This is a genomic window from Microbacterium sp. (assembly GCF_051953575.1).
In the GTDB taxonomy this organism is placed as follows: domain Bacteria; phylum Actinomycetota; class Actinomycetes; order Actinomycetales; family Microbacteriaceae; genus Microbacterium.
Map to the genome: position 1 here is coordinate 1 of NZ_JBQCIP010000288.1, position 3,560 is coordinate 3,560.

Below are 3,560 nucleotides of genomic sequence, written 5' to 3' on the forward strand. Positions count from 1 at the left end.
CCAGAAGCTCAACGCGATGTCGAGCGAGTTCAAGGGCAAGAACGTGCTGCTGATCGACGACTCGATCGTGCGCGGCACGACCTCGAAAGAGATCATCCAGATGGCTCGGGATGCCGGAGCCAAGAGCGTCACGTTCGCCTCGGCCGCGCCGCCGGTCCGCTACCCGCACGTGTACGGCATCAACATGCCGTCTCGTCACGAGCTTGTCGCGCACGGCCGGACGATCCCCGAGATCGCCCAGGAGCTGGGCGCCGACTTCGTCGTGTACCAGGAGGTCGAGGACCTCAAGGCCGCGATCCTCGAGGGATCCGACCTCGACGACCTCGACATGAGCTGCTTCGACGGCCGCTACGTCACCGGCACCGTGAGCGACGAGTACCTGGCCTGGGTCGAGGGCTCGCAGGAGTCCTGAGCCCGGGCAGTCAGAGTCACAGGCACCGGCCCGCGGCGTCCCCCCGGAGGCCGCGGGCCGATGCGTTCCGTCAGGCCGTGACCTTCGCGCCCTCGAGCACCTCGAGGAAGGCCTTCATCCACGTGCCGTTGTCGGGCCACGCCCGGGCCGACACGAGGTTGCCGTCGACGACGCCGCCGCCGTTCTCGAACACGCCGCCGGCCAGTTCGACGTCGATCGCGAGCTCGGGGTAGGCCGACGACGTCCGGCCCTGCAGCACGCCGGCTGCGGCGAGCAGGAGGGGGCCGTGACAGGTCGCGGCGACCGGCTCGTTCGCCTCGAAGAAGTGCCGCACGATGCGCTTCGCGTCGTCGTTGTTGCGGATGTACTCGGGCGCCCGGCCGCCGGGCACGACGATCGCGACGTAGTCGGCGGGGTCGACGTCGGCGAAGGCGATGTCGGCGTCCCAGGTGTGACCGGGCTTCTCGGTGTACGTGTCGAAGCCGTCGACGAAGTCGTGCACCACGAACTGAAGCTTGCGCTTCTCGGGGGCGCCGATGTGCACCTCGTACCCCGCCTCCTGCAGGCGGTGGTAGGGGTAGAACACCTCGAGGGTCTCGGCGGCGTCGCCGGTGAGGATGAGGATCTTCTCTGACATGGCGGGTTTCCTCTCTGGACGTCAGTGTCGTGTCTCAGCGTCCGCCCGCGGCGCCCGGGGTCGCGAGCCGGATTCTCACGATGTGCGAAACGGCGCGGACGTACACTGACGGCATGAGCGCCACCCTGCGCGACACCGGCGGCATCCGCTCGGCGGATCGCGTGCTGCAGATCCTCCATGAGGTGTCGGGTGAGGCCGGGGGCCTGACCGCCGCGGAGCTCGCCGTGCGGCTGGAGCTGTCGACCGCGACGACCTACCGGCTGCTGGCGACGCTGCAGACGCACGACTATCTCGTGCGCGGCGCCGATGCCCGCTACACCCTGGGGCGGGCGGTCGACGGGCTCGGCAGGGCCGTGCGCTCGCAGCTCGTCGCGACGCCCGAGGTACGCGAGATCCTCGCCCGTATGCGCGATGCGGCACGCGCCCCCGCATACCTCACCGTCTTCCGCGGCGACGACATCGCTGTCGCGCACGTCGCCGACTCGGCCGCCCACCCGCGCATCGGCCAGCTGCACGTCGGATTCGCCGAGGCGGCGCACGTCACCGCGTTCGGCAAGCTCATGCTCGCGGCGCGCGACGACGCCGAGGTGCGGCGCTTTCTGGAGCGCCGAGGAGCCGCCGCCGTCTCACGCAGATCGATCACGGGCGAGCACGAGCTGCTCGAGCAGCTCGACGAGGTGCGCGCCCAGCAGATCGCCGTCGAGGTCGAGGAGTACATGCCGAAGCTCGCCTGCATCGCCGCGCCGGTCAAGTCGCGCAGCGGGCGGACCGTCGGCGCGGTGTCGCTGTCGACGACGGCAGAGGACTTCGCCTCCCGTGCCCACGAGCTCGAGCGCATCGTGCGCCGCGGCGCCTGGCACGTGTCGAGCAGCCAGTAGTCGCAGTCCCCGAAGGGGACGCGGATGCCGGAGCCCGGGCATCCTGCTCCGCCATAGGCTGGAGGGGTGATGTCGACCCCGCGCCCGCTGTGGCAGGGGAGGACCCTCGCAGTGGTGGGGATCGTACTGTTCGCGTTCTCGCTGCGCTCGGCGGTCGCTTCGCTCTCTCCGCTGTTCGACCACATCTCGGCCGAGTTCGACCTGCCGGCGGCGGTCATCGGTCTCATCGGCACCGCCCCGCCCGTCTGCTACGCCGTCTTCGGCCTGCTGACGCCCGCCCTCGAGCGCCGCTTCGGACTGGAGCGCCTCGCGGTCGCCGCGATGGTCGTCGTCGCGCTCGGGCTCGTGGCGCGCAGCCTCGCTCCCGACGCCGGCCTGCTGCTGGCGGGGACCGCGCTCGTCTTCGCGGCGGTCGGCACCGGCAACATCCTGCTGCCGCCGCTCGTGAAGCGCTACTTCCCCGACCGCATCGGGCTCATGACGACGGTGTACTCCACGACGATGGCCATCTCGACGGCGCTGCCGGCGCTCGTCGCGGTGCCCGTGGCCGATGCGTCGGACTGGCACTTCTCACTCGGGCTGTGGGCGGTGTTCGCCCTGGTGGCCACGATCCCCTGGATCGGCCTGGCGGTGCGTCACCACCGGGAGACGGTCGCGATCGGGGTTCCCGATGTCGCAGACGACGAGGACGTCGACGAGCCGAGTCCGCGCGTGTTCGGGCGCATGTGGCGCGTGCCGCTGGCGTGGGCGCTGCTGGTCAGCTTCGCCGCCTCGGCGACGATGGCCTACACGTCGTTCGCGTGGCTGCCCAAGATGCTCGTCGATGTCGCCGGGGTCACCCCCGCCGCGGCAGGCGGCCTGCTCTCGCTGTTCGGGTTCATGGGGCTGCCGGCATCCCTCGCCGTTCCGCTGCTCGTCACGCGGTGGAACGCGACCCGGCTGCTCATCGGCGTCGCGATCGCATGCGGGCTCGCCGGCCTCGCCGGGCTGCTGTTCGCTCCCACGTTCGCGCCGTGGCTGTGGGTCGCCCTGTTCGGGCTGGCCCCGCTGCTGTTCCCGCTCGTGCTCGTGCTGCTCGGGCTGCGGACGCGCACCCACGAGGGCGCGGTGGCGCTGAGCGGCTTCGTGCAGAGCATCGGCTACGGCATCGCGGCGCTGTTCCCGCTCGGCATCGGGCTGCTGCACGACGCCACGGACTCATGGACCGGGCCGATCATCGTGCTCACGCTCGTCGTCGTCGCGGTCATCCCCGCCGGCGCCGTCGCGGCACGTCCCCACACCGTCGAGGACGAGTGGGAGCGCCACCACGGCACGTGGTGACGCGGTGCGGGCGGTGCGTTACGCCTGCGACGACGAGAGCGGCGAAGTCTCGTCCTCGTCCTCGTCGCTGTACTGGTCCGCCCACTTGTCGACGTACTCGTCTTCACTGTGGTGACCGAGTTCGCGCTCGAGCGCCGAGTAGTTCACGCTGTACGTGTCGTACTTCAGCTCACGGGCGATCTTGGTGTGCTTCGCCTTCTGACGGCCACGCCCCATGCGAGACCCCCTCATTTAGAGTTGCGGGCATTTTGCGGGCTGTCAGCCTCGCAAACCCGGGCATTCACGAATCCGGCTTCGAACCGGTAAGAGTAGC

The 3,560-nt window shown here is 70.3% G+C and carries 4 protein-coding genes and 1 pseudogene; 3 read left to right on the forward strand and 2 right to left on the reverse strand.

The window, feature by feature from the left end; translation table 11 throughout:
• Nucleotides 1-412 (forward strand): annotated as a pseudogene (locus ACTHNQ_RS18365) (amidophosphoribosyltransferase); the annotation flags it as partial.
• A gap of 70 nt (nt 413-482) precedes the next feature.
• Here ACTHNQ_RS18365 and ACTHNQ_RS18370 read toward each other — a convergent pair.
• Nucleotides 483-1,049, reverse strand: a complete 567-nt coding sequence (locus tag ACTHNQ_RS18370; RefSeq protein ID WP_440335389.1) for a DJ-1/PfpI family protein — start codon at nt 1,047-1,049, stop codon at nt 483-485.
• A gap of 113 nt (nt 1,050-1,162) precedes the next feature.
• Here ACTHNQ_RS18370 and ACTHNQ_RS18375 point away from each other — a divergent pair, with 113 nt between their 5' ends.
• Complete coding sequence (locus ACTHNQ_RS18375) at nt 1,163-1,927, forward strand: IclR family transcriptional regulator (protein ID WP_440335390.1); 765 nt, start codon at nt 1,163-1,165, stop codon at nt 1,925-1,927.
• A 69-nt stretch (nt 1,928-1,996) separates the two neighbouring features.
• A complete protein-coding gene (locus ACTHNQ_RS18380; RefSeq protein ID WP_440335391.1) occupies nt 1,997-3,247 on the forward strand; it encodes an MFS transporter in 1,251 nt (416 codons plus the stop codon).
• A gap of 18 nt (nt 3,248-3,265) precedes the next feature.
• Here the strand turns inward: ACTHNQ_RS18380 and ACTHNQ_RS18385 are convergent, their stop codons facing one another.
• Nucleotides 3,266-3,463 carry a DUF3073 family protein gene (locus ACTHNQ_RS18385; RefSeq protein ID WP_018173852.1) on the reverse strand — a complete coding sequence of 66 codons (198 nt, stop codon included), beginning with the start codon at nt 3,461-3,463 and terminating at the stop codon, nt 3,266-3,268.
• Nucleotides 3,464-3,560 lie beyond the last annotated feature (97 nt).